The sequence below is a fragment of the Corallococcus sp. RDP092CA genome, from assembly GCF_041903675.1.
In the GTDB taxonomy this organism is placed as follows: Bacteria; Myxococcota; Myxococcia; order Myxococcales; family Myxococcaceae; genus Corallococcus.
Genome location: NZ_JAYESI010000002.1, coordinates 185,866 through 206,365, shown reverse-complemented (window position 1 = coordinate 206,365; position 20,500 = coordinate 185,866). Strand labels below are relative to the sequence as shown.

The window sequence follows — 20,500 nt, the reverse complement described above, 5'->3', positions numbered from 1 at the left end:
AGCGCGGAGCCCCGTGGGATTCCACACGTTTGCGCTCGCGCGGCGTCTCTTCCCCAGGTCCACGCACCCACGCCGCAAGCCTGCCCGGCGCGCGGCGGTGCACACGCGGTCGGATTGATGGTCCACGCGCCGCGAGGCCAGTGCACAATGCGCCGTCATGCTTTCCGGTGTCTTCTCCCCGCTCGGCATCCTCGCGTCCCTGCTCGTCCTGGGCGCCCTGGTCCTCGCCACGCTGTTCGAACTCAAGCGCCGCCAGCGCGCCGCGTGGGAGGCGTTCGCGAAGGCGCACGGCCTCTCCATCGCGGAGCGCCGCATGGAGGTGCAGGGGCGCTATCAGGGGCGCCCGCTGCTGCTGGCCACGGGCAAGCGGGGCGCGGGCGGAAAGAAGCGCCACACCGTGACGGTGCTGCGGCTGGACCTGGAGGGCGCGCTGCCGGCGGACCTGCTGCTGGAGCACGAGCGCCCCGAGGACAAGCTCCCCGGCGCCGCCACCCCGCGCGAGGAGCTGCTGGGCGACGCGGAGCTGGACGCGGCCTTCCAGGTGGAGGGGCTGGCCCCGGAGGCGCGCCCCGTCATCCTGGATCCAGGCGTGCGGCAGCGCCTGCTGGGCCTCAAGGGCCACCGCCGCGTGAGCATCAAGGGAGGCTGGCTCCAGGTGGAGCAGCGCGGCGTCCCCGCGAGCCCGGCCGCGCTGGAGGCGCTGCTCCGCGCGCCCCACGACCTGACCCGCGCCATCGCCGAGGCCGCGCCCGCGCTGCCCGCGACGAGCCCCGTGGAAGCGCCCCTGCACGCGGAGGCCCCGCTGGACGAAGAGCGGCCCGGCTCCGGGCACGCCTGAGCGCGGCCCTCACCCCGCCCGCGCGAGCGCCTGCACGAACTGCTCGCGAACGCGCGCGGCCAGCGCCGCCGAGTCCGGCCCGAAGCTCTCCGGCGGCAGCGCCGGCATCACCTGCACCGTGACGTTGGCGCGCGGGCTCATCCACGGCCCGTCCCCGTCCACCAGCTCCCGCGTGCCGCGCACCAGCACCGGCACCACCGGCACGTGCTCCTCCAGCGCCAGGTGGAACGCGCCGCGCTTGAAGGGCAGCACCTCCCCGGGCGAGTACGTGCCCTCCGGGAAGATGAGCACCGGGATGCCCCTGCGCAGCCACCGGCGGCACGGGCCCAGCAGCTGCTCCATGGACGTGGAGCTGCCGCGCACGATGGGCACGTAGCCCAGCAGCGTCATCATCCAGCCCACCAGCGGCGTGCGGAACAGCGACGCCTTCGCCACGAACTTGTACGGCGTGAACAGCCCCATCACCGCCAGGATGTCCGCGAACGACTGGTGGTTGACGACGTAGACGCACGGGCCCCTGGGCAGCAGCTCCCGCCCCTCCACGCGCACGCGCCAGCCGGGCGAGGCGTGCAGCCACAGCCCGTGGCACCACCGGCACACCAGCGCGTGCAGCCACTGTCGGTCGGGGTCCAGCGGGTACGCCACCACGAACAGCACCGCGCCCAACGTGAAGAGGAGGGGCGCGGTGACCAGGAACAGCACGAAGAACCACAGCGAGACGACGTAGCGCATGCGTGCGGAGCGGCCCGGTCAGCGCGACGCCGGAGGCGTCAGGTTCGCCGTGAAGTTCATCGCGTAGTTGACCTCCAGGCCGCCGTCCACGACCAGCGTCTGGCCGTTCACGTAGGCGGAGCCCTCCGAGCACAGCCACTCGATGGGGCGGGCGATCTCGTCCACGTGGGCCACGTGGCCCGCGGGCACCTGCTCCTGGACCTTCGCCTCCAGGGCGCCCCACGCGTCGCCCATGTAGAAGCGGCTGGAGTCCGTGTCGATGTAGCCCGGGTTGACCGCGTTCACGCGGATGCCCGTGCCGGACAGCTCCGCGGCCAGGTACTTCACCAGGATCTCCATGGCGCCCTTCATCGCGCCCAGCAGGCCGTGGAACGGCAGCGGCATGCGCGAGTCCATGCCGGACACCGCCACGATGCGCCCCTTGCGCCCCTCCATCAGCGGCACGGAGCGCTGCGCGCCCAGCAGGAAGCTCTTCACCGTGACGTTGAAGGTCTTGTCCATCTGGTGCAGCTTCGTCTGCATCAGCGGCGTGAACACCGTGGACGCCGCGTTGGCGACGAACACGTCCAGCCCGCCGAACTCCTCCTGGATGACGTCGAAGACGCCGTGGAGGCTCGCGGGCTCCAGCTGCTCCGCGATGACCGTGCGGCAGCGCCGCCCCAGCGCCTCCACCTCCTTCGCCAGCGACGCCGCGGCCTCCGCGTCCCGCCGGTACGTGGAGACGATGTCGTAGCCGGCACGGGCCAGCCGCAGGGAGACCGCGCGGCCCACGCCGCGCGAGCCCCCGGTGATGAGCGCCACGGGAGGAGTCGTCATGGCGCCCAGGAGTACCATGTTCCCCGCGCCCCGCTCACGCCCGGCCGCCCGCGCGCTCCCCGACGGAGCCCGACGCGGGAGCCCGAGGGAAGGGCCACGCTCCGGGGCAGGCAAGACGTCAGGCCCGCATCATTCTCCTGCAATGCGCTTGCAGGGCCGCCAGATTAGCGCCTTAAGGTGCCCGGCGAACCCGGAGGGAGAACCGCATGGACGCGCAGGGAGTTCACATCGAGACCCATCCCCGTGAAGGCGAGCCGGTGTTCAGCGCGGGGCGCCCGGACCCCTGCACCCTGGTCCTCTTCGGCGCCACGGGCGACCTGGCCGAACGCAAACTATTCCCCGCCCTCTTCGAGCTCGCCCGCTCCGGCCTGCTCCCGGAGCACTTCGCCATCGTCGCCTTCAGCCGCTCCAAGCTGGACGACGCCTCCTTCCGCGAGCACGTGCGGGAGGGCCTGAAGAAGTTCTCCCGCACGCAGCCGCTCGACGAGGCCGCCTGGAAGCGCTTCGCGGAGGCCATCGAGACCGCCTCCGGCGGCTACGACGACCCGGAGGCCTTCCAGCGCCTGGCCCGGAAGCTCCAGGACATCTCCAGGCGCCACAAGACGGACGGCAACCAGCTCTATTACATGGCCACGCCGGCCTCCACGTTCCCGCAGATCATCCAGAGCCTCTCGGGCGCGGGGCTGATTCAGCGCGAGGAGCAGCCCCGCCAGAAGCCCTGGAGCCGGCTCATCATCGAGAAGCCCTTCGGCCACGACCTGGAGAGCGCGAAGGCCCTCAACAAGACGCTGGGCGCGGCGCTGGATGAGCAGCAGATCTTCCGCATCGACCACTACCTGGGCAAGGAGACGGTGCAGAACATCCTGGTGTTCCGCTTCGCCAACGCCATCTTCGAGCCGCTCTGGAACCGCCAGCACATCGACCACGTCGAGATCACCGCGGCGGAGGCCATTGGCGTGGAGGGCCGCGGCGGCTTCTACGACGAGACGGGCGTCATCCGGGACATGGTGCAGAACCACCTGCTCCAGGTGCTGGCCCTGTGCGCCATGGAGCCCCCGGTGTCCTTCGGCGCGGAGGACATCCGCGACGAGAAGAACAAGGTCTTCCGCGCGCTGCGCCCCGTGGAGGGCAGCGACGTGTCCCAGCACGTGGTGGTGGGCCAGTACGAGGGCTACCAGGACGAGAAGGGCGTGAAGAAGGGCTCGCGCACGCCCACCTACGTGGCCATGAAGCTGAACATCGACTCGTGGCGCTGGCAGGGCGTGCCCTTCTACCTGCGCGCGGGCAAGAACCTGAAGAAGCGCCTGACGGAGGTGTCCATCCACTTCAAGACGGTGCCGCTCGGCCTGTTCAGCGGCGGCGGCGCCACCTGCCAGCGGCTCCAGCCCAACGTGCTCACGCTGCGCATCCAGCCGCACGAGGGCATCGCGCTGTCCTTCGAGTCCAAGATTCCCGGCGAGGACGTCAACATCGGCGGCGTCACCATGGACATGGACTACGCGGAGAGCTTCAAGAAGCCCGTGCCGGAGGCGTACGAGCGGCTGCTGCTGGACTGCATGCGCGGCAACGCCACCCTCTTCGCGCGCCAGGACAGCGTGGAGCAGGCCTGGGGCTACATCACGCCCATCCTCCAGGCGCTGGAGACGGACGCCGGCGGCCAGGTCCACACCTACGCCAAGGGCAGCAAGGGCCCCGACGCCGCGGACGCGCTGCCCGCGCGCAACGGCCGGCGGTGGTCCCCGCTATGAGCCCGCCCCTCGTCGTCCCCCCCGAGCGGCTGGCCCGCGAGGCCGCGGACTGGCTGGCGCGCGAGTTGGAGAAGGCGCTCGCGGCGAAGCCCCGCGTGAGCCTGGCGCTGTCCGGCGGCAGCACGCCCAGGCCCGCGTACCGGCTGCTCGCGGACCACCGGCTCCCCTGGGAGCGCGTGGACGTGTACTTCGTGGACGAGCGCTTCGTGCCGCCCGACCACCCGGACAGCAACTACCTGCTGGTGAAGCAGTCGCTGCTCCAGCCGCTGGAGCTGCCGGACGCGCAGGTGTTCCGCATGCAGGGCGAGCGCGCGGACCACGACGCCGCCGCGCGCGACTACGAGCAGGCGCTGCCGGAGAGGCTGGACGTGGTGCTCCTCGGCGTGGGCGAGGACGGCCACACCGCGAGCCTCATGCCCGGCCACCCGGCCTTGCAGGAGCGCGCGCGGCGGGTGCTCGCGGTGGAGCAGCACGCCAAGCCGCCGCCGTGGCGGATGACGCTGACCTTCCCCGTGCTCCAGGGCGCGGGGGCGGTGCTGGGGCTGGTGGCGGGCGCGGGCAAGCGGGACGCCATGCGGCGGGTGCTCGCGGGCGACAGGTCCCTGCCCGCGGCGCACGTGACGAACACGCAGTGGATGCTGGACCCCGCCGCCCACGGGTGAGGCGGGCCCTCTGGAGGGAACGATGAGCACACAGACAAAGCCGGCGCAGTTCGGCGTGGCGGGCATGGGCGTGATGGGCGCGAGCCTCGCCCTCAACATCGCGGACCATGGCTTCCGCGTCGCGGTGTGGGACCGCCACCCGGAGAACATCCAGAAGGTCCAGCAGGAGAACCCGAGGCAGGCCCTGCAGGGCTTCCCGGCGCTGGAGCAGTTCGTCGCCGGCCTGGAGCGCCCGCGCCGCGTCCTCCTGATGATCACCGCCGGCGCCCCCGTGGACGAGATGATGGGCCGGCTGTTCCCGCTGCTGTCGCCCGGCGACGTCATCATGGACGCGGGCAACTCCTGGTACCTGGACACGCGCCGCCGTGAGGCGCTGTGCAAGGAGAAGGGCCTCCACTTCCTGGGCATCGGCGTGTCCGGCGGCGAGGAGGGCGCGCGCCACGGCCCGTCCATCATGCCCGGCGGCCCCAAGGACGCGTACGCGCTGGTGCAGCCGGTGCTGGAGGCCATCGCCGCGCGCAGCGAAGAGGGCCTGTGCGTCACCCACGTGGGCCCGGAGGGCGCGGGCCACTTCGTGAAGATGGTGCACAACGGCATCGAGTACGCGGACATGCAGCTGCTCGCGGAGACCTACGACGTGCTCCGCCGCGGCCTGGGCCTGGACACCGCCGTCCTGGCCGACCTCTTCAGCCAGTGGAACGAGGGCATCGCCGAGTCCTTCCTCCTGGAGACCACCATCAAGGTGCTGCGCAAGCGCGACCCGGAGACGGGCAAGCCGCTGGTGGACCTGGTGCTGGACAAGGCCGGCCAGAAGGGCACGGGCAAGTGGACGGTGCAGGTGGCCCTGGACCTGGGCGTGCCGGTGCCCTCCATCGCGTCCGCGCTGGACGCGCGCAACCTGTCCGCGCACAAGGACGAGCGCGTGGCCGCGAGCAAGAAGCTCCACGGCCCCGCCATCTCCCTCTCGTCGGAGGAGCAGCAGGACCTGGCCCGGTGGGCGCACGACGCGCTCTACGCGGCGCGCGTGGTGACGTACGCGCAGGGCATGCGGCTCATCCAGGCGGCGTCGGACGAGTACAAGTGGGGCGTGTCGCTGGCGGAGATGGCGCGCATCTGGCGGGGCGGCTGCATCATCCGCGCGAAGCTGCTCACCCCGCTGCGCGAGGCCTTCCAGCAGCAGCCCACGCTGCCCAACCTGATGGTGACGGAGGCGTTCGCGCCCGTGCTGGAGAAGCTGGCCCCGGCGTGGCGCAGGTTCGTGGGCGCCGCGACGAAGGCGGGCATCCCCGTGCCGGTGTTCAGCAGCAGCCTGGCGTACATGGACAGCTACCGCAGCCCGGAGCTGCCGCAGAACCTCACCCAGGCCCAGCGCGACGCGTTCGGCGCGCACACCTACCAGCGCCGGGACAAGCCCGACGCCGGCTTCGTGCACTCGGACTGGCTGAAGTAGCCCCGCGGCCCGCTCGCGCGCCGCCCTACTTCTTCTGGGTGGCGCGCAGCTCGGCGCGGCGGATCTTCCCGCTCACCGTCTTGGGCAGCTCCGTGACGAACTCGATCTCGCGCGGGTACTTGTAGGGCGCCGTGGTCTTCTTCACGAAGTCCTGAAGCTCCCGCGCGAGCTCCGGGGACGGCGCGTGGCCCGGCGTGAGCAGCACGTACGCCTTGATGCGCTGGCCCAGCTTGTCGTCCGGCACGCCGATGACGGCGGACTCGGCCACCGCCGCGTGCTCGATCAGCGCGGACTCCACCTCGAAGGGCCCCACGCGGTAGCCGGACGTCTTGATGACGTCGTCGGAGCGCCCCACGAACCACAGGTAGCCGTCCGCGTCGCGCACCGCGCGGTCGCCGGTGAGGTACCAGTCCCCCCGGCTGCTGGCGGCGTTGGCCGCGTCGTCGTGGAGGTAGCCCGCGAACAGGCCTACCGGGCGCTCCGGCTTCACGCGCACGGCGATGTCGCCCTCCTGCCCGTCCGCCACTTCGTTGCCGTGCTCGTCGAGGATGCCCACGGTGAAGCCCGGCGACGGCTTGCCCATGGAGCCCACGCGCGGCTCCATGCCGGGGAAGATGCCCACGATGACCACCGTCTCCGTCTGGCCGTAGCCCTCGCGGATGTGCAGGCCGGTGGCCTCCTTCCACGTCTGGATGACCTCCGGGTTGAGCGGCTCGCCCGCGCTCAAGGCGTGGCGCAGCGAGGATAGGTCCACCGCCTTGAGGTCCTGGAGCACCAGCGCGCGCCACGCGGTGGGCGGCGCGCAGAAGGTGGTGACCCTCTCCCGCTCCAGCACCTTCAGGAAGCCCGCGGGGTCGAACCGGCCGCGGAAGTCGTAGACGACGTTGCACGCGCCCACGCTCCACGGGCCGAAGAGCTTGCCCCACGCGCACTTCGCCCAGCCGGTGTCGCTGAGCGTGAGGTGCCGGTCCTCCGGCGTCAAAGCCAGCCAGTAGCGGCCGGTGATGAGGTGCCCCTGGCCGTAGCTGGCCTGCGTGTGCAGCACCATCTTCGGCATGCCGGTGGTGCCGGACGTGAAGTAGATGAGCAGCGGCTCATCCGCGCGCGTGGGCGGGAACGCCGTGGCCCGCGACTCCGGCGGCGCCTCCGACGTGTAGCGCGTCCACGGGGCCGGCGCGTCGCCGGTGGACACCCACGTCGTCACGCCGGGGGCCTGGCCGAGCACCTCCTCGAAGCGGTCCAGGCAGCTGCCGTCGGTGATGACGGCCTTCGCGCCGGAGGCCTCCAGCCGGTAGCGGATGTCCTTGGCGGTGAGCATGGGCGTGCCGGGCATGAAGACGATGCCCGCGCGGATGCAGCCCAGCACCAGGAACCACCACTCCGGCACGCGCGGCATCAGGATGAAGGCCCGGTCGCCGCGCTTCAGGCCCAGCCCGGCGAGGAAGCGCGCCGCGTGCAGCGAGCGCTCCTTCAGCTCCTGGAAGGTGAAGCGCTGGGAGCGCCCGGACTCGTCTGACCACTGGAGCGCGGGGGCCTGGGGCCGCTCGGCCGCGTGCCGGTCGATGACGTCCGTGGCGAAGTTGAAGTGCGCCGGTCGCTCCCACCGGAAGTCACGGCGGATGGACGCGTAGTCGGCGGAAGCGCGGGACGAAGGCTCGGGCATGGGCGGCTCCTGGAGTGCTCCGACAACCCCAGCAGCCTGTCACGTCATCCCGAGCACGGAGGCGAAGCCTCGCGCGAAAGCGCCCGGTGGTGGACGCTCGCACGCGCGAGGGGAGCTTCAGCGGACGGCGTCGTGCAGCTCCTTCGCCAGCTTGCGCGCCTCTTCGCTCCAGCCCGGCTCGCCCAGCGCGGCCACCTGGTCGAAGGCGAGCGCGGCGGACTCCTTCTGCCCCAGGCCGCGCAGCGCGAGCCCCCGGTTCCACAGCGCCTGCGGGTTGCGCGGATCCGCCCGCAGCACCGTGTCCAGCAGGCTCAGCGCGTCCTGGTAGCGGTTGTCCTGCAGCGCCACCACCGACAGGTCGATGTCGCGCGCCAGCGACGCGGGCTCGCGCGCCAGCACCGCCTGCGCCTGCTGCCACTGGCCGTGCAGCACGTAGGCCGCGACGATGCCGCGGAAGTCCTTGCGCTCCTCCATCTCCGCCAGCGGACGCAAGGGCAGCGTCACCTTCCCCGCCTCCGCGCCCTCCGCGCCGCCGCGCATGGGGCTGTAGGGGCGGTGATTGTCCGCGCGCGGATCCGACAGGCGCGCCTCCAGCTCACGGGTGGACTGGTTCTGGAGGAAGACGATCGCCGGCACCTCCGCGGCGGGCATCATGCGCGGCACGACCATGGCGCAGAGGCTGGCGGCCATGGCCAGCGGCACCACCACGCGCGCGTTGCGGCGCACCCACGCGCCCAGCGCCACCACGTTGCCCCCCGGCTTCGCCGCCGGCGCCTCCGCCGCGCCCGCGCCCAGGGCCCGCGCCGCCAGCAGCTCCAGCTGGAGCAGGTCCCGCAGGCCGCCCTCGCAGGCGGCACAGCGCGGCAGGTGGTTCCGGAACCCTTCGGCGTCGGCCTCGGACAGCTCGCCGTCCATGAAGAGGTGCAGCCGGGTGCAATGCGCGTTCATGACTGGACTCCCCGCTCCCGGGCCACCGCGACGCTCGGAAGCAGCAATTCCCTCAGGTCCCGGCGCGCCAGCGTCAGCCAGCTGCCCACGGTCCCCACGGGAACATTGAAATGTTCAGCGATGGCCTGGTAGCGGTGGCCCGCCGCGTGAAGCTTGTACGCGTCCCTCAGGTGCGGCTTGAGCTGCTCGATGGCCGCCTGGAACGCGTCGTTGCCCACCAGCTCCCAGTTCTCCTGGTCCGCGTCCCCCGTCACCGGCGGGTCCTGCACCAGCGCCAGGTGCGGCAGCCCCCGGCTCTCCGTGCGCTGCCGCCGGCAGTGGTCCAGGAACCGGTTGGTCATCGTCGTGCACAGCCAGGCCGCGCACGCCGCCTCCGTCCGGTCCTTCAGCTGGCCAAACTCCGGCAACGCCCGCTCGAAGGCCTCCTGGACCAGGTCCTCCGGGTCCAGGACGCCCCGAGCGCACAACCGCCGCGCCACCGCCAGCAGGCTGGGCCGGTGTCGCTGGATGAACGCCTCGAAGTGGCGCTTTTCCCGGTTGAAGAGGTTGGCCATGACACAAGGCCCCGAAGTGACTGGTGGGCGTTCCTGTTTAAAGACGCCGAGCGGTTTGTTTCTTGAGAGAAAAATGCCCGAAAGGGCAGACAAGCCTGCTCGGCGGGCCACCTCAGCGGGCGGCCTCCGCCCCCTCCAGCAGGGGGGGGACCGACGGCGGCGGCAGCGGGCGGCGCCGCTTGGGGCCGCGCTCCTGGCAGTTGACGTAGGAATTCTTCACATGCGGCGCGCTGCGGTCCGGCTCGAAGGCCTTGACGGCGGAGGACACGTCTCCGGGGATCATGGGTCGCTTCTCCTGGTACGGCGGAAGCCCGGCGCAAACCGGGGATGGGTAGAAAAAGACTGGGAGGCGTGGTCCATAGCACGGCTCGCCGCACCGGCAGGAGAGGCCCCCTGGGCCATTCCTTCAAGTATTTCAAGGAGTTCTGAATGAACGAGGACAAGTCCCGGCTGCACCCGGCGTGGCGGCAGTGGCTGGCGGAGAACCTGGCCCTGGGGGTGTCGGCGGAGGACGTACAGCAGACGCTGGTGCAGGCAGGGGTGGACCCCGCGCTGGCACGGGAGGAGCTCTCGGCGGTGGGGCAGCACCCCTACTTCCAGGCGGCGCTCCAGGTGGCCCGGCACTTCGGCTGGCTGGAGTCGCTGATGGACGTCTACAGCGAGCTGCGCGCGCGGGACGGGGGGCGGGAGCTGGAGGTGCGCGAGGAGGTGTCCCCGGAGGAGTTCTTCCGCCGCTACTACCTGGGCCACCGCCCCGTGGTGCTGCGCGGCCAGATGAAGGACTGGCCCGCGCTGAGGCGCTGGTCGCTGCCGTACTTCCGCGAGCGCTTCGGCGCGGTGGAGGTGGAGGTGATGGTGGGGCGCGACGCCAACCCGGAGCACGCGGCCGAGCAGGACCGGCACCGGGCCCGGATGCCCTTCTCGGACTTCCTGTCCAAGGTGGAGACGGCCGGGGAGACGAACGACTTCTACATGGTGCCGCGCAACGAGAACTGGGGGCGCGAGGGGCTGGCGCCGCTGCGCGACGACCTGCGCGCCCCGGCGGGGATCATCGACCCGTCGCTCCAGGCGGAGCAGCTGACGCTGCTGCTGGGGCCCGCGGGCACCGTCACCCCGCTGCACCACGACAACATGAACATCCTCCTGGGCCAGGTGATGGGCCGCAAGCACGTGCGGCTGGTGCCGTCCTTCGAGCGCCACCGCGTGTACCCGCACCGGGGCACCTTCAGCCACGTGGACGCGGCGAAGCCGGACCTGGCCGCGCACCCGCTGTTCGCCGAGGCCACGGTGCTGGAGGCGGTCCTGGAGCCCGGGGACATGGTGTTCCTGCCCGTGGGCTGGTGGCACTGGGTGAAGGCGCTGGACGTGAGCGCCAGCGTCACCTTCCATCACTTCCTCGTCCCGGGGGGCAACACGCACCTGGATGCTCCCTTCTGACCGGGTCAGTCCGCGCGCTCCACCAGCAGCACGGAGCGCGTCCAGACGGCGCGGGCGTCGCGCGCGAGCCAGGCCTGGCGCTCGTCGCGCAGCGCGACGGCGGCGGGCCTGCCGGCGTGGATGCTCCTGCGCACGCCGTCGAAGAAGCGGCCCGCGGCGTCCGGGATGTCCACCGTGGAGGCCAGCACCGCGCGGGCCCCGGAGTCGATGAAGGCCGCGGGGAGGCTGAAGGGCTCCGTGCTCTGGAGGGATGAGGTGCGGCCCGCGCTGCACGCGGCCAGGAACACGGTGGGCGCGCCGGTGAGCCGCTGCTCGCGCACCACGTCCGCGGTGAGCGCGTAGCGGCCGTTCACCTCCGGGGACAGCACCACCAGCGACGCGCCGGAGATGCTGGGGTCGGTGATGCCGTGCGCGTGGATCTCGATCTCCGTGGCGTCCGCCATCCGCGCCAGCACGCGCGAGGGCGTGGCGTCCGCGCCGGTCAGCACGTCCGGAGGCGTGGCGCCGGGCTCCGCCTCCGGCGTCCATGACGGGAGGCGGGGCAGTTGCAAGAGCGACGGCGCCTCCACGCCCGCCACCACCAGGCGGCGCGAGCTGGTGGGCGCGGGCCCCGGCGCCTGCCCCTGCGCGCGGCCCAGGCGGAAGCTCCAGGCCATCTCCGGCGGCAGCAGGTCCGTGCGGCCGAAGAGCGGCGTCCACGCGAACACGTCCACGCGCTCGCAGCCCGCGAGCGTCTGGCGCAGGGGCTCCGGCACCAGCCGGGACGAATCCGCCCGGGCCAGGGCCTCGCGGCGCGAGCCGTCGTAGTAGCCCTTCACCTCGCCCTGGGGCCCCAGCGCCACCAGCGTGGTGCGCTCGGCGTGGACGCTGGCGGCCAGCGCGCACCGCGACGGGACGGGCGTGCCCAGCTGCGCGGCCATCAGCGCCACCACCTTGGGGAACTCCCCGGCGCGGCCCGCGTCCGCCGCGAGCGACGAGTAGCTGAGCGCCCAGGTCTCGCGCCCCAGCACGTCGCCGCGAGGCAGCGCCTCCGCGGCCGCGATGGCCTGCTTGAGGAGCGCCTCGCCCCGGGGCCGGTCCTGGTCCAGGAGGAAGCGGCCCTCCAGGTAGTGCGTGTAGATGCGGTCGCTCTCCGGGACGGAGGGCCCCTCCAGGGCCCGCGTGGTGACGGTCTTCAGCCGCTCCGCGTCCCGGGGACCCGCGCCGAAGCGGGACAGCTCCGCGAGCGTCGCGCCGAACACCAGCTCCATGGGGTTGTCCGCGCAGGCCTCCGCCGCCTCCAGCTCGCGCCGCGCGGCGTCCGGGCGCAGGTCCAGGGAGTACAGGTGCGCCAGCTGCACGTGGGGCCAGGAGCAGCTGCGGGTGGTGCCCCGCGCGGCCCACTCCTCCAGGTAGGCGCGCGCGCTGCCCAGGTCGTTGCGGGAGCGCGCCACGTGGCTGAGGATCTCCAGGACGGTGAACTCCGTCTCCCACTCGCGCAGCTGCCGGGCGCCCGCCCACAGCACGCGCGCGTGCTGCTCCGCCTCCGTGAGGCGCTGCTGATCCGTGTAGAAGATGGTCAGCCGGCGCTCCAGGTCCAGGCAGCGCACCGACAGCGTCGTCTCGCGGCAGCGCTGGAGCGCGTTGAACAGCCGCTGCTCGGCCTTCCACCACGCCCCTTCCGCGAACTCCTGGCGCGCCTGGTCCCGCTCCGCGATGTACGTGAACCAGGGGTCGCCCATGCGGCCCACGCGCGCGACCAGGTCCTGCAGGCCGGCCAGCGACCCGTTGCGGCTGCGCAGGAACGCGCCCAGGTAGATGTCCTCGTCGCCGGACGACAGGCGCGCCCGGTCCAGCAGCGACTCCGGGACGGCGCGGCCCGCGCGCAGCGACTCCGCGTACTGCCGCGCCAGGTCCGCCCGGCGGGAGAAGTCCCGCTTCGCCACGCGCTGCACGTAGTCCGTGAGCACGCTGCCGCCCTGCACCCGGTCCAGCTCCTTCGCCAGCGGCAGCAGCGCCAGCGCGCGCTCCTTCGACGCGGCGGCGCGCACGGCGTCATAGAAGCCGCCGCGCACCGCGCCCGGGAGCTGCCGCGCCGCCTCCAGGGGCAGCGGCGCCTTCGGGTCCTCCACCATGGCCAGCGTCGCGTCGCGCGCGGCCTTCCACTGGCGCTGGCGCTCCAGCGTGGCCTCGCGCAGGGCCAGCGCCTGCGCGTGGGCCTCGCGCCCCCAGCCCGCCTCGTTGCGCTTCGCGACCTCCTCGAACAGCTCCGACGCGCGCAGCGTCAGCCCCATCTCCCGGAACACCAGCGCGCGGTTCCACAGGGCCTGCGTCAGGTCCGGCTTCGCGGTCAGCGCGGCGTCCAGCAGCCGCAGCGCCTTCTCATGGTCGCCGCGGGCGAGCGCCACCGCCGCCAGGTCGCTGTCGCGCTCCGGCGAGGCCGGCAGGCGCTCCAGGAAGGAGGCCGCCTGGTTCCACTCGCCCTCCAGGGCATAGGCCGCCGCGATGCCGCCCCAGTCCTCCCGCGCCTCCATGCGGGCGAGCGGGCCCAGGGGCATCGGCTCGGCGGGCACCGGGCAGCCGCCCGCGGGCGCGCGCGAGCGGTAGCGGTCCGCCTCCGGGTGCGTGAGGCGGGCCTCGATGCGGGCCGCCGCCCGGCGCTCCGTCCAGAAGGTGTCCGGGACGGGGGCCTGCTGCGACGGGGACCTCAGGGCCACGACGCCGGCCGCCAGGAGGGGGATGGCCAGCGCCAGCGCCCAGAGACTCGTCTTCGCCGGCTTCACCATTCGGTCCCCTCGGGCGTCTCCCCCCTGCCGCCCCTTCGGGCCGTTCTACACCAACCTCCGACGAACGCCGACCTGGCCTCGCCCCCTGCCTCCAGGCGTCCCTTGACGCGGCGGGCAGCACGGCGGTGGGAAAACAGGCGCATCGGATGTTTTAGGCAGCGCACGCACCAATAGACGGCCTGCTCCGCCGATCTTGAAAAAAGCCCCACTTCCCACGTCGGGCGCAAGAGAGTGACGGGACGCCGGGCCGTCAGGCTGTTGGGGGGATGACGCCCGGGGGCCTGCCTGCACGGCTGCTCACACGCGATGGTTTGAGCGCCCGCATCCGCCCGGAATCACGCGCTTCGGCATGCCTGGGGAAGTGACGGGCGGCAGGGCCCTGCCTCCCTCATGCCCCACCAGGCGTCCCGCCGTGCGCGCGCGCGGCAGGGGGTTGGCAGGCGGGTGGAGGCGGGAAGGCTTTTCTCCCGCCGCGTGTCCCCTTGGCCCAACCCGGACCGAAAGGACCCCTGTTTGAAGCGACTCCTTCAACTCGTTGCCGCGACCTCCCTGATGCCGGCTCTCGCCTCCGCCGGCGTCCTCTGGAAGGGCGACTTCGAGACCGGCAACACGTCGCAGTGGACGCGGCAGCAGGCCGTTGCCAACAGCCGCTTGCAGGTCGTGACGGATGTGGTGCGTGACGGCAAGTACGCGCTCAAGGCCACCGTGAGGCAAGGCGATGATCCCATCGGCGCCAGCGGCAACCGCAACGAGCTGCTCTACGTGACCCACGAGACGCAGGGGAAGGAGTACTACTACAAGTGGAGCACGCTCTTTCCCTCGAACTACCCCGTGAATGACTCGTGGCAGGTCATCACGCAGTGGCACCAGGAGAGCTGCTGCGGCTCGCCGCCGCTGGAGTTCTTCGTGCGCGGGGACAAGATCAACCTGCGCGTGGGCGGCAACACCACGCCCGTGCTGTGGCAGACCTCCATCGACAAGGGCAACTGGCACGACTTCGTGCTGCACGTGAAGTGGTCCTCGGACAAGAAGGCCGGCTTCGTGGAGCTGTGGCACAACGGCGAGCACGTGCTGCCGAAGACCTACGGCGCCAACCAGTTCGGCAAGGAGCTGAACTACCTGAAGATGGGCCTGTACCGCGACGACGCCATCAAGCCCGAGGCGTCCATCTTCCATGACGGCTTCACCATGGCGACGGCGCTCGAGGACGTGATGCCGCCCGCTCCCGCGCCCGTCGAGGAGGAGCCCGCGCCCGCGCCCACGCCCATCCCGGACGACACGACCATCCCCGCGGAGGACCCCACCCCGGTGACGGAGACCCCGACGGCGGAGACCCCGGCGACGACGCCGCAGCTGCCCACCCCCCAGCTGCCCACCACGGGCCAGACGCCCACCCCCGGCACCACCACCCCCGTGTCCAACAACCCCACGGGCCTGCCGGACTCCTCCGAGGCCGCGGCGGGAGGCTGCAGCGCGTCCGGCACGTCCGGCACCCTGCCCTTCGCCGGCGCCCTCCTGGTGCTGGGCGCCGTCGCGCTGCGCCGCCGCCGGGCCCCCGCCCGCGCGCTGGCCCCGCGCGCGAAGCCCTGACTTCCGCCCGCCACCGAAGCAAGTCCCGAGGCCCGGTGCGTCCCGTGACGCACCGGGCCTTCTTGCTTTCGGAGACTTTCTTCGGCCACACAAAAATGTCGGAGAATTTAAGCAATTCTTGAATTGTTTGACTGTCTCGGCTCAGTCGGGTTTCGCTCCGGGCTCCCCCGCAGCACGAAAGGCAGGACCCGATGAAGCGGCTCCCTGGTCTGTTCTCCACCGCGACGGCGCTGTTCGCCGGCGCCACGTTGAGCGTCGCTCCCTCGCTGGCGATGGCGGCCCCCTCCCAGGCGGAGGCGGCGCTGGCGCACGACGTGTCGCCGGACCTCCTCTCCGCGATGCAGCGGGACCTGGGCCTGACGGCGGACGGCGCGAAGCGGCGGCTGGCGTCGGAGGCGGCGGCGGTGCGCGTGGAGGGCACCCTGCGCGCGGAGCTGGGCGAGCGCTTTGGCGGCGCGTGGATGAGCCCGGACGGCAGCGCGCTGGTGGTGGGCGTGACGACGGACGCGGACGCGGACGCGGTGCGCCGCGCGGGGGCGGTGCCCCAGAAGGTGAAGTACACGCTGGCGGAGCTGGACGCGGTGAAGGCGCGGCTGGACCAGGGCAGCCGGATGGCGGGCCGCGCCGTGCATGCCTGGTACGTGGACGTGGTGACCAACAGCGTGGTGGTGCTGGCGCAGGACTCCGCGCTGACGGGCGGCACGGACTTCGTCGCGAAGGCGGGCGTGAAGCACGCCGCGGTGCGGACGGTGCCGTCGCGCGAGGAGTTCAAGCCGGTGTACGACCTGCGCGGCGGTGACGCGTACTACCCGGGCAACGCGCGCTGCTCCATCGGCTTCCCGGTGTCCGGCGGCTTCGTGACGGCGGGCCACTGCGGCGGGGCGGGCACGACGACCAGCGGCTTCAACGGCGTGGCGCAGGGCACGGTGGTGGCGTCCACCTTCCCGGGCAATGACTACGCCTGGGTGCGCACCAACGGCTCCTGGGGGTCGCAGCCGTGGGTGAACAACTACGCGGGCGGCAACGTGCTGGTGTACGGGTCGCAGGAGGCGGGCATCAACGCGTCCGTCTGTCGCTCGGGCTCCACCACCGGCTGGCGCTGCGGCGTCATCCAGCAGAAGAACGTCACGGTGAACTACAGCGTGGGCCCGGTGTACGGCCTCACGCTGTCCAACGCGTGCGCCGAGGGCGGTGACTCCGGCGGCTCGTGGCTGTCCGGCAACCAGGCGCAGGGCGTGACGTCCGGCGCCGGCGGCAACTGCACGACGGGCGGCACCACCGTCTTCCAGCCGCTGCTCCCCATCCTGAGCGTCTACGGCCTGCAGCTGACCACCACGGGCAGCGGCTCCGGCGGCCCCATCATCGGCCTGGCGAACAAGTGCATCGACGTGCCGAACTCCAACACGAACGACGGCACCCGCCTGCAGCTGTGGGACTGCAACGGCACCAACGCGCAGAAGTGGACCTTCATGTCGGACGGCACCGTGCGCGCCTTCGGCAAGTGCATGGACGTGGCCTGGGGCTCCAGCGCCAACGGCACGGCCATCCAGCTGGTGAGCTGCAACGGCAACCCGGCCCAGCAGTTCATCCTCTCCGGCGCCGGCGACCTGGTGAACCCCCAGGCCAACAAGTGCGTGGACGTGACGAGCAGCAACTCCGCCAGCGGCACCCCGCTCCAGCTCTGGGAGTGCAACGGCACCGCCGCGCAGAAGTGGCGCCGGTAGTCGTCCCCCGCATCGCCTGAAGCGAAGCAGCGCGGGCCCCCGGCGACTCGGGGACCCGCGCTTTGTCACTTCCAGCGGACGGGGCTTCCCTAGTGCGCGCCCTCCACCTTCACGGTGGGGTCCGCCTTCTGGAGCATGGCCACCAGGATGAGGGCGCAGACGAACAGCACCGCGAGGATGAGGAAGTTCGCGTTGAAGGCCCGCACCAGCGCCTGGGCGCTGATGCGCTGGCTCAAGAGGCCGTAGGCGGCGCCCGTGGGGTTGAGCACGCCCTTGGCGGCCATGGCCCCCGTCATCGAGGCGAGCTGCTCCTGCGCCACCTGCCCGTAGACGTCCACGTGCGAGGTGATGGCGGTGACGTTGGCCTGGGTGGAGCGGCTGAGCGCGCTGCTCATCCACGCCGTGCCAATGGAGCCCCCCAGCTCGCGGGTGAGGTTGAAGAGGCCCGCCGCGTTGCCGCGCTGCTCCGGGCGCAGGTTGCTGAGCGCCATCACCGACAGCGGCACGAAGACGAAGCCCAGCGAGCAGGCGCGGATGAACACCGGCGCGATGAGGGTGATTTCATCCACGCGCGTGGTCAGGTGGCCGTTGGTCCACAAGGACAGGCTCATGCCCACGATACCGAAGCCAATCAGGAGCCGCCCGTCCACCTTGCTCCCGAACTTGCCGATGAGCGGCATCAAGAGGATCTGGATGGCGCTGCCCTTGAGGAAGATGAGCCCGATGTCCAACGCCTCGTAGCGCATCACGGAGCCGCAGAAGAGGCTGAAGAGGAACGAGCCGGAGAACAGCGCCGTGCCCACCAGGAAGTTCACCCCCGTGGCCGCGGCATACGAGCGGTTGCCGAACACGCGCAGGTCCACCACGGGGCTGGGGGTCTCCAGCTCGTGGACGACGAAGGTGACGAGCGCGATGCCCGCGATGACCGCCAGGAGCGTGATGAGGCGGCTGTCGAACCAGTCCTCGCGGTTGCCCTCCTCCAGCACGTACTGGAGGCAGGCCATGCCCACGGCGAGCAGCGCGATGCCGTTGCGGTCCACCTTCTCCGCGGACGGCTCGAAGTGGGGCTGCTCGATGTAGCGCCACGCCATGTACGCGGCGAAGAGGCCCACCGGCACGTTGATGAGGAAGATCCAGTGCCAGCTGGCCGCCTCGATGAGGAGGCCGCCCACGGTGGGCCCCAGCAGCGGGCCCGTCACGGCGCCCAGGCCGAAGAGGGCGCCCGCCATGCCGTGCTCCTCGCGCGGGTAGCGGGCGAAGAGGATGGCCTGGGAGGTGGGGATGATGGCGCCGCCGCCCATGCCCTGGAGGATGCGGAAGGCCACCAGCGAGGGCAGGTTCCACGACAGGCCGCACAGCACGCTGGCCAGCGTGAAGAGGAGGACGGAGAAGGTGAAGTACTTCCGATAGCCGAAGCGGCGCTGGAGCCAGCCCGTCATCGGGATGACCACCACGTTGGCCATCATGTAGCCGGTGGACACCCAGGCGATCTGATCCAACGGCGTGCCGAAGCTCGCGCGGATGTCGCTCAGGGCCACGTTGACGATGGAGATGTCCAGCACGGACATCAGCGCCGCGGCCATGGCCGCGATGGTGATGCCCGCCTTGGAGCCGGTGATGACGTCGCGGCGTGCGTCCACGGTGGGTTACTCCTTCCGGGTGTCCACGGCCGCGGTCTGCTGCGGCCGCGGCGCGGGCTCCGCCCCGGTGTCCACGGTGACGTAGGCGCTCATGCCGGGCTTGATGGGCAGCTCCTTCAGGTCCCCGTCGAAGCGGATGAGCACGGGGATGCGCTGCACGACCTTCACGAAGTTGCCGGACGCGTTGTCCGGCGGCAGCAGGGCGAAGCGCGCGCCGCTGGCGCCCGCGAGGCTGTCCACGTGGCCCTTGAACGAGTGGCTGCCGAAGGCGTCCACCTCCACGTCCACCGGCTGGCCCGGCCGCATCTCGCCGACCTGGTCCTCCTTGAAGTTGGCGACGACCCAGATGTCGCTCTGCGGGACGATGGCCATCAGCGGGCGCTCCGGGCCCACCATCTGCCCCACCTCCACGGTGCGGCGGCTGACCACGCCGTCCACCGGGGCGCGCACCTGCGCGTAGGACACGGCGAGCTCCGCGAGCGTCAGCGCGCCGTGCGTCTGCTTGAGGCGGGCCTCGGCGAGCTTCAGCGCGGCCTGCGCGGCCTGCACCTGCACGGGGGCCGTCTCCGCGGCGGACAGCTTGCCCTGCGCGGCCTCCAGGCCGCCGGAGGAGCTCTGGATGCCGGCCTCGGTGGAGGTGAGGCGCGCGCGGGACTGGTCCAGCAGGGCCTTGGCCTGATCATAGGAGGCCTGGCGCGCGTCCAGGTCCGCCTGGGCCACGGCGCCCTGCTCGCGCAGTTGCTTGATGCGGCCCAGGTCCGTCTCCGCCAGCTTGAAGCGCGCCTCCGCCGCGGTCACGTCCGCGCGGGCCTGGTCCAGCGCGGCCTTGGAGGAGCTGATGCCGCTGGAGGCCTGGGTGACGCCCGCGCGGGCCTGGCGCAGGTTGGCGCCCGCGTTGGCCTCCGTGAGGGTGAGCTGCGCCTGCGCGTTGGACAGCTGGGCCTCCGCGCTCATCACGTCCGCGCGGGCCACCTCCAGGCGCGCGTCCAGGTCCGCGTGGTCCAGCTCCACCACCACGTCCCCGGCCTTCACCACCTGGTTGTCCCGCACCAGCACGCGGGCCACCTGCCCGGCCACGCGCGGCGACACGTTGGCGATGCGGCCCTCGACCTGGGCGTCGTCGGTGGACTCGTGGCCGTGGGTGAGCAGGTAGCGCGCGCCCGCGCCCAGCACCGCCACGCCCACGAGGATGGGCAGCACCTGCTTCGCGCGGGAGCGCTTCGCGGGCTTCGTGGTGGAGGGGGCGTCGGCGGAGGGAGCGGCGGCTTCCAGGGGAGAGGCGGTCCGGGTCGTCATGGTTGTTGCTCGGTGCGGCGTTGAAGAAGGGGTGTGGGAAGGTTTCAGGGGTCCCGCAGGGCGGGGATGCCGGAGGACACCTTGGCCAGCAGGGCGCGCAGGGTGTCCCGCTCATCGAGGCTCAAGGGGGCCATGAGCGCGGCGATGCGGCGGTAGTGGTCGGGCATCATGCCCTGGATGAGCTCGCGGCCCTTCGGGGTGAGGTGCACGGAGTACATGCGCCGGTCCTCGGGGTGGTCCGCGCGGGAGATGAGGCCGTCCTTCTCCAGCGTGTCCAGGAGCCCCGTCACGGTGGCGCGGCTACAGCTCGACAGCTCCGCGAGGTCCGCGGGGCGCAGCGTCTCCCCCGCGTCCTCCGCGGAGAAGAGCTGCACGAGCACGACGAAGCGGCCGTGTGACAGCCCATGCCGCGCGAAGTGTGCTTCGTAGGCCTCCGTCAGCTCATTGGACAGCCGCAGCATCGTCAGACACGTCTCGATGGCGCTGGGGTCGAGCGAGGGAAACCGCTTCGCCAGCTGCTTCAGCCGCTCGTACCGGGGCACGAGCTTCATCGGCGTGGCGTTTTTGGGGCGCAGGGGAACCAAGACGGGGCGTCTAGTAAGGCCCCTAACGATTTTGCGCAAGAATGATTTCGTCG

17 protein-coding genes are annotated in these 20,500 nt (G+C 71.9%); 7 read left to right on the top strand and 10 right to left on the bottom strand.

Annotated elements, in window-relative coordinates; genetic code table 11:
• Positions 1-157 precede the first annotated feature (157 nt).
• Positions 158-838: a hypothetical protein gene (locus U8525_RS03165; protein WP_374260967.1), complete on the top strand. Its 681-nt coding sequence runs from the start codon at positions 158-160 to the stop codon at positions 836-838.
• Positions 839-847: 9 nt separating this feature from the next.
• Here U8525_RS03165 and U8525_RS03160 read toward each other — a convergent pair whose 3' ends face one another.
• Both U8525_RS03160 and U8525_RS03155 read right to left on the bottom strand, forming a co-directional pair.
• A complete protein-coding gene (locus U8525_RS03160; RefSeq protein ID WP_374260964.1) occupies positions 848-1,570 on the bottom strand; it encodes a lysophospholipid acyltransferase family protein in 723 nt (240 codons plus the stop codon).
• 18 nt (positions 1,571-1,588) lie between these two features.
• Positions 1,589-2,386 (bottom strand): SDR family NAD(P)-dependent oxidoreductase, encoded by a 798-nt coding sequence (locus U8525_RS03155; protein WP_374260962.1) that lies wholly within the window; start codon positions 2,384-2,386, stop codon positions 1,589-1,591.
• Positions 2,387-2,592: 206 nt separating this feature from the next.
• Here U8525_RS03155 and zwf point away from each other — a divergent pair, with 206 nt between their 5' ends.
• The 3 genes from zwf to gndA are packed head-to-tail and all read left to right on the top strand — an operon-like array spanning position 2,593 to position 6,246.
• Positions 2,593-4,134: a glucose-6-phosphate dehydrogenase gene (gene zwf, locus U8525_RS03150; protein WP_374260960.1), complete on the top strand. Its 1,542-nt coding sequence runs from the start codon at positions 2,593-2,595 to the stop codon at positions 4,132-4,134.
• Positions 4,131-4,796 carry a 6-phosphogluconolactonase gene (gene pgl / locus U8525_RS03145; RefSeq protein ID WP_374260958.1) on the top strand — a complete coding sequence of 222 codons (666 nt, stop codon included), beginning with the start codon at positions 4,131-4,133 and terminating at the stop codon, positions 4,794-4,796. The genes zwf and pgl overlap by 4 nt, the downstream gene beginning before the upstream one ends.
• Positions 4,797-4,818: 22 nt before the next feature.
• Positions 4,819-6,246: an NADP-dependent phosphogluconate dehydrogenase gene (gndA, locus tag U8525_RS03140; RefSeq protein ID WP_374260956.1), complete on the top strand. Its 1,428-nt coding sequence runs from the start codon at positions 4,819-4,821 to the stop codon at positions 6,244-6,246.
• A 25-nt stretch (positions 6,247-6,271) separates the two neighbouring features.
• On the opposite strand, the gene U8525_RS03135 is transcribed toward gndA, so the two are convergent.
• The 4 genes from U8525_RS03135 to U8525_RS03120 all read right to left on the bottom strand — a co-directional run bounded on the left by U8525_RS03135 (position 6,272) and on the right by U8525_RS03120 (position 9,694).
• The gene (locus U8525_RS03135) at positions 6,272-7,909 is read right to left on the bottom strand and encodes an acyl-CoA synthetase (RefSeq protein WP_374260953.1); all 1,638 of its coding nucleotides are present in this window, start codon (positions 7,907-7,909) and stop codon (positions 6,272-6,274) included.
• Between the two features lie 117 nt (positions 7,910-8,026).
• Positions 8,027-8,857, bottom strand: a complete 831-nt coding sequence (locus tag U8525_RS03130) for a tetratricopeptide repeat protein (protein WP_374260950.1) — start codon at positions 8,855-8,857, stop codon at positions 8,027-8,029.
• Positions 8,854-9,411, bottom strand: coding sequence for an RNA polymerase sigma factor (locus tag U8525_RS03125; protein ID WP_374260947.1), 558 nt, complete (start codon positions 9,409-9,411; stop codon positions 8,854-8,856). Before U8525_RS03125 ends, U8525_RS03130 begins: the two co-directional genes overlap by 4 nt.
• 112 nt (positions 9,412-9,523) lie before the next feature.
• Positions 9,524-9,694: a hypothetical protein gene (locus U8525_RS03120; protein WP_374260944.1), complete on the bottom strand. Its 171-nt coding sequence runs from the start codon at positions 9,692-9,694 to the stop codon at positions 9,524-9,526.
• Between the two features lie 146 nt (positions 9,695-9,840).
• On the opposite strand from U8525_RS03120, the gene U8525_RS03115 reads away from it, so the two are divergent.
• Positions 9,841-10,848, top strand: a complete 1,008-nt coding sequence (locus tag U8525_RS03115) for a cupin-like domain-containing protein (protein WP_374260941.1) — start codon at positions 9,841-9,843, stop codon at positions 10,846-10,848.
• 5 nt (positions 10,849-10,853) lie between these two features.
• Here the strand turns inward: U8525_RS03115 and U8525_RS03110 are convergent, their stop codons facing one another.
• Positions 10,854-13,613, bottom strand: a complete 2,760-nt coding sequence (locus tag U8525_RS03110) for a CHAT domain-containing protein (RefSeq protein WP_374260938.1) — start codon at positions 13,611-13,613, stop codon at positions 10,854-10,856.
• Between the two features lie 552 nt (positions 13,614-14,165).
• Here U8525_RS03110 and U8525_RS03105 point away from each other — a divergent pair.
• The gene (locus U8525_RS03105; protein WP_374260936.1) at positions 14,166-15,203 is read left to right on the top strand and encodes a polysaccharide lyase; all 1,038 of its coding nucleotides are present in this window, start codon (positions 14,166-14,168) and stop codon (positions 15,201-15,203) included.
• A gap of 191 nt (positions 15,204-15,394) precedes the next feature.
• Complete coding sequence (locus U8525_RS03100) at positions 15,395-16,927, top strand: ricin-type beta-trefoil lectin domain protein (protein WP_374260934.1); 1,533 nt, start codon at positions 15,395-15,397, stop codon at positions 16,925-16,927.
• Positions 16,928-17,016: 89 nt separating this feature from the next.
• Here U8525_RS03100 and U8525_RS03095 read toward each other — a convergent pair whose 3' ends face one another.
• The 3 genes from U8525_RS03095 to U8525_RS03085 are packed head-to-tail and all read right to left on the bottom strand — an operon-like array spanning position 17,017 to position 20,414.
• Positions 17,017-18,567 (bottom strand): DHA2 family efflux MFS transporter permease subunit, encoded by a 1,551-nt coding sequence (locus tag U8525_RS03095; RefSeq protein ID WP_374260931.1) that lies wholly within the window; start codon positions 18,565-18,567, stop codon positions 17,017-17,019.
• A 6-nt stretch (positions 18,568-18,573) separates the two neighbouring features.
• The gene (locus tag U8525_RS03090) at positions 18,574-19,863 is read right to left on the bottom strand and encodes an HlyD family secretion protein (RefSeq protein WP_374260929.1); all 1,290 of its coding nucleotides are present in this window, start codon (positions 19,861-19,863) and stop codon (positions 18,574-18,576) included.
• 44 nt (positions 19,864-19,907) lie between these two features.
• The gene (locus tag U8525_RS03085; protein ID WP_374260926.1) at positions 19,908-20,414 is read right to left on the bottom strand and encodes a MarR family winged helix-turn-helix transcriptional regulator; all 507 of its coding nucleotides are present in this window, start codon (positions 20,412-20,414) and stop codon (positions 19,908-19,910) included.
• Positions 20,415-20,500 lie beyond the last annotated feature (86 nt).